This is a genomic window from Sphaerisporangium sp. NPDC088356 (assembly GCF_040685555.1).
Taxonomy (GTDB): Bacteria; Actinomycetota; Actinomycetes; order Streptosporangiales; family Streptosporangiaceae; genus Sphaerisporangium.
Genome location: NZ_JBFBIK010000230.1, coordinates 1 through 3,827, shown reverse-complemented (window position 1 = coordinate 3,827; position 3,827 = coordinate 1). Strand labels below are relative to the sequence as shown.

Here is a 3,827-nt window from a genome sequence, read left to right as displayed (position 1 = left end):
GTCCGGCCGAGGCCCCCGGAGGCGGCGGCGGCGCCGGCCACCTCGGCCTCGTCCAGGTCGCCGACGGAGCCGACGGCGGCGAGCCGGCGCCCGTCCGCGTCGAGCACCATGAGCGCGCCGCCGAGGATGTCGGTGACGACGGCCGCGACGTCCTCGACCCCGCCTCCCCGTACGACCAGGCCTGTCATGCGGTCGTGGGCCTGCGCCGCCCGCTCCACGGCCGCGCTGCGCGCCTGGATGAGCTGGTTGGCCGCGCTCAGCTCGCCGAGCGCCGTGCGGGTCTCCTCCAGCAGGCGGGCGTTGTCCAGCGCGACGGCGGCGTGCGCGGCGAGCGAGGCCAGCAGCGCCACCTCCTCCTGCGCGAAGGGACGGGCGCTGCGGTTGGCGGCGAACAGCACGCCGATGATCTGGGCGCCCAGCCGCATCGGCACCCCGAGGATGGCGACCAGCGCCTCCTCCTTGACGGCGACGTCGATGTGGGTGCGGTGCCGGAACCGCTCGTCGGCGAAGTAGTCGGGGCTGGCGTACGGCGTGCCGGTCTGGGCGACCAGGCCGCCGAGCCCGGCGCCCATCGGCAGCCGCAGGGCACGGAAGGCCGCCGACACCGAGCCGTCGGTGACCCTCATGAAGGTGTCGCCGCGGTCGGCGTCGTGCAGCGTCATGTACGAGATGTCCGCGTGCAGCAGCCTGCGGGCCCGCCGGACGATGGCCTCCAGCACGGCGCCCACGTCCCTGAGCCCGGCCAGGTCTCCCGCGGTCTCGAACAGCGCCGACAGCTCGGCCTCGCGGCGGGCGCGGTGCTCCAGCAGGGCGCGCACGCGCAGCGCGGCGAGCTTGGCACGGTCGAGCTCGGCGAGGATCTCAGGGGCGGCTCCGGCGGCGCGGGCTTCGACCAGCGGGGCCTCGAACTCGACCGGCGGAGCCTCCCGGGCGAGCAGTTCGAGAAAGACGGTGCAGCTCATGGGGTTCATTGTCCCCTTGATCACGATTTATCCCCCGATGCGCTGTGGCGGCGCTAGCGTGCTGTCCATCCGCCGTCGATGGTGAGCGACGCCCCGGTGATCATGGATGCCTGCGGCGAGCAGAGGTAGGCGACGCTCTCGGCCACCTCGTCCGGCTCGATCAGGCGGCGGATCGCGGCCGGGGCGAGCATGATCTCCTCCACCACCCGGTCGGGGTCCAGGTCGTGGACACGGGCCTGGTCGGCGATCTGCTCCTCGACCAGCGGCGTGCGGACGTAGGCGGGGTTCACGCAGTTGGAGGTGACCCCGTGCGCGGCCCCCTCCAGAGCGATCACCTTGGACAGCCCCTCCAGAGCGTGCTTGGCCGTGACGTAGGCGACCTTGTACGGCGAGGCGCGCAGCCCGTGCACCGACGAAATGTTGATCACCCGCCCCCAGCCGCGCTCGTACATCCCCGGCAGGGTCCGCCGGGCCAGGCGGAACGGCGCCTCGACCATGATCTTGAGGATCGCGGAGAACACCTCGGGAGGGAACTCGGTGATCGGGGCCACGTGCTGGAAGCCGGCGTTGTTGACCAGGATGTCCACGCCGCCGCAGTCGAGCGCGTCGACGGCCGCCAGGTCCGTGAGGTCGGCGGTCAGCGCCAGACCGCCGATCTCCTCGGCGGTCTCGCGCGCCACTTCCTCACGGACGTCGAGGATCACGACCTCGGCGCCCGCCCCGGCCAGCCGCCGGGCGCAGGCCCGGCCGATGCCGCTCGCTCCGCCCGTCACCAGTGCACGCCGGCCCGTCAGGTCCACCTCGGCCACCTTCCCAGCGGTCACGCTCGTTGAAACCACAGCAGTTGCTCCTAGAAGTACGGGAATGCGCCGAGCTACCTCGAACAGGAATCGTGGATCAGGGCCTAAACCGGCGAGCCGACACCCCGTGTGGGAGCGGGCGCGCCGTTCGGCCTGTCTTCGGAGCCGGGCTCCTCTGGCCGGCGACCGCCGGAGCGCGCCTCCAGCAGGTGGCGTGCCGTTCCCCAGATGCCCCGCCGGAACACGAGCACCACGAGCACGAAGATCGTGCCCGTCACGATGCCGATGCCCTCGAAACCGGCGGTCACCAGGTAGTCGTTCAGCTCGACGACCAGGGCCGCGCCGATGACGCCGCCCCACAGCGTGCCGATGCCGCCGAGGACGACCATCATCACGGCCTGCCCGGACGTCGTCCAATAGACGCTCTCCAGCGAGGCGAAACCATGGCCGATCGCGAACAGGCCGCCGGCCAGCCCGGACAGCCCTGCCGACAGGACGAAGGCCAGGAGCTTGTAGCGCTGGACCGGATAGCCGAGGGCCTGCGCCCGTGCCGGGTTGTCCCTGATCGAGACCAGGACCCTGCCGAACGGCGAGCGGACGATCCGCCACACCGCGACGAACCCGATGAGCACCAGGGGCAGCCCGGCGTAGTAGAAGACGAACGAGTCGGACAGGTCCAGGCCGAGCAGCTCGCGCGGGACGCCCTGCAGGCCGTTCTCGCCGCCCGTCAGGTCACGCCACTGGTTGACCACGAAGTAGACCATCTGCGCGAACGCCAGCGTGACCATCGCGAAGTAGATGCCGCGCAGCCGAACCGACAGGTAGCCGATGGGCACCGCGAGCACGGCCGCGAACGCCGCGCCGCCGAGCACGGCGACGGGGAAGGGCAGCCCGCTGTGCAGCGAGATGAGGCCGGCGACGTACGCGGCGCCGCCCCAGAACGCGGCGTGCCCGAACGACAGCAGCCCGGTGAAGCCGAGCAGCAGGTCGAGCGCTGCGGCGAACAGCGCCCAGCAGGCGATGTCCAGGGCGACGGGGGGATAGACCACCCAGGGCAGGACCAGGGCGAGGAACAGCCCGGCGACGAGCAGGAGCGGCCTCGCGGCCAGCCGGGAAAGGATCACGACAGTGCCTCCTCGCGTCCGAACAGGCCGGCGGGCCGCCAGAGCAGCACGGCTGCCATCAGGATGAACACCAGCGTCTGGGACAGGGCGGGTACGTAAAGGTTGCCGAGCGCGGAGATCAGCCCGATCGCGAACCCGGCGGCCACCGAGCCGAAGATCGACCCGAGCCCGCCGATGACCACGACCGCGAAGACCGTGATGATCAGGTCGCCGCCCATCAGCGGGTTGACCGCGCGCATGGGGGCGGCGAGCACTCCCGCGAGCCCGGCCAGCGCGACGCCGAAGCCGAAGACCGGGGTGACCCAGCGGCCGACGTCGATGCCGAGGGCGCGCGTCAGCTCGGGCCGTTCGGTCGCGGCGCGCACGATCATGCCCACGCGGGTACGGGTGAGGACCACCCAGACCGCCGCGCAGACCACGACCGAGACGGCCAGCACGAACACCTGGTAGGCCGGGTAGCCGAACAACCCCAGGTCGACCGTGCCCGCGAGCAGGTCCGGGCGGGGGTAGGGCTGCGACTGCACGCCGTACTCCCTCTTGACGAGGTCCTGCAGGATCAGCGCGAGCCCGAAGGTGAACAGGAAGTTGTAGAGCGGGTCCAGGGGCGCCAGGCGCCGGATGAACAGCCGCTCCAGCACGGTGCCCGCCAGGCCGAGCACGATGGGTACCGTGACCAGCGCGACCCAGAAGTTGACGCCGAACGAGTCCAGCAGAACGTAGGAGCCGAACGCGCCGAGCATGTAGAAGGCACCGTGGGCGAAGTTGACGACGCCCAGCATGCCGAAGATGACGGCGAGGCCGAGGGCGAGCAGGGCGTAGAAGGCGCCACCCACCAGGCCGTTGAACGCCTGTTGAAGCACGGTGACCTCCAAGGGGACGGGCGGGGGCGGGCGCCACCGCCGTGGGGCGTGCGGCCGGGGCGGAGGGTGCCCCGGCCGGGG

Annotated in this window: 4 protein-coding genes; all 4 read right to left on the bottom strand. The window is 71.8% G+C overall.

Annotation, left to right across the window (positions count from 1 at the left end):
- On the bottom strand, positions 1–986 hold a 986-nt coding region (locus AB0O34_RS36320), incomplete at its 3' end, for a GAF domain-containing protein (RefSeq protein ID WP_363923465.1).
- A 29-nt stretch (positions 987–1,015) separates the two neighbouring features.
- Positions 1,016–1,786: a 3-hydroxybutyrate dehydrogenase gene (locus tag AB0O34_RS36315; protein WP_363923463.1), complete on the bottom strand. Its 771-nt coding sequence runs from the start codon at positions 1,784–1,786 to the stop codon at positions 1,016–1,018.
- Between the two features lie 80 nt (positions 1,787–1,866).
- The gene (locus AB0O34_RS36310; protein ID WP_363923461.1) at positions 1,867–2,886 is read right to left on the bottom strand and encodes a branched-chain amino acid ABC transporter permease; all 1,020 of its coding nucleotides are present in this window, start codon (positions 2,884–2,886) and stop codon (positions 1,867–1,869) included.
- Complete coding sequence (locus AB0O34_RS36305; protein WP_363923467.1) at positions 2,883–3,746, bottom strand: branched-chain amino acid ABC transporter permease; 864 nt, start codon at positions 3,744–3,746, stop codon at positions 2,883–2,885. Before AB0O34_RS36305 ends, AB0O34_RS36310 begins: the two co-directional genes overlap by 4 nt.
- Positions 3,747–3,827: the final 81 nt, after the last annotated feature.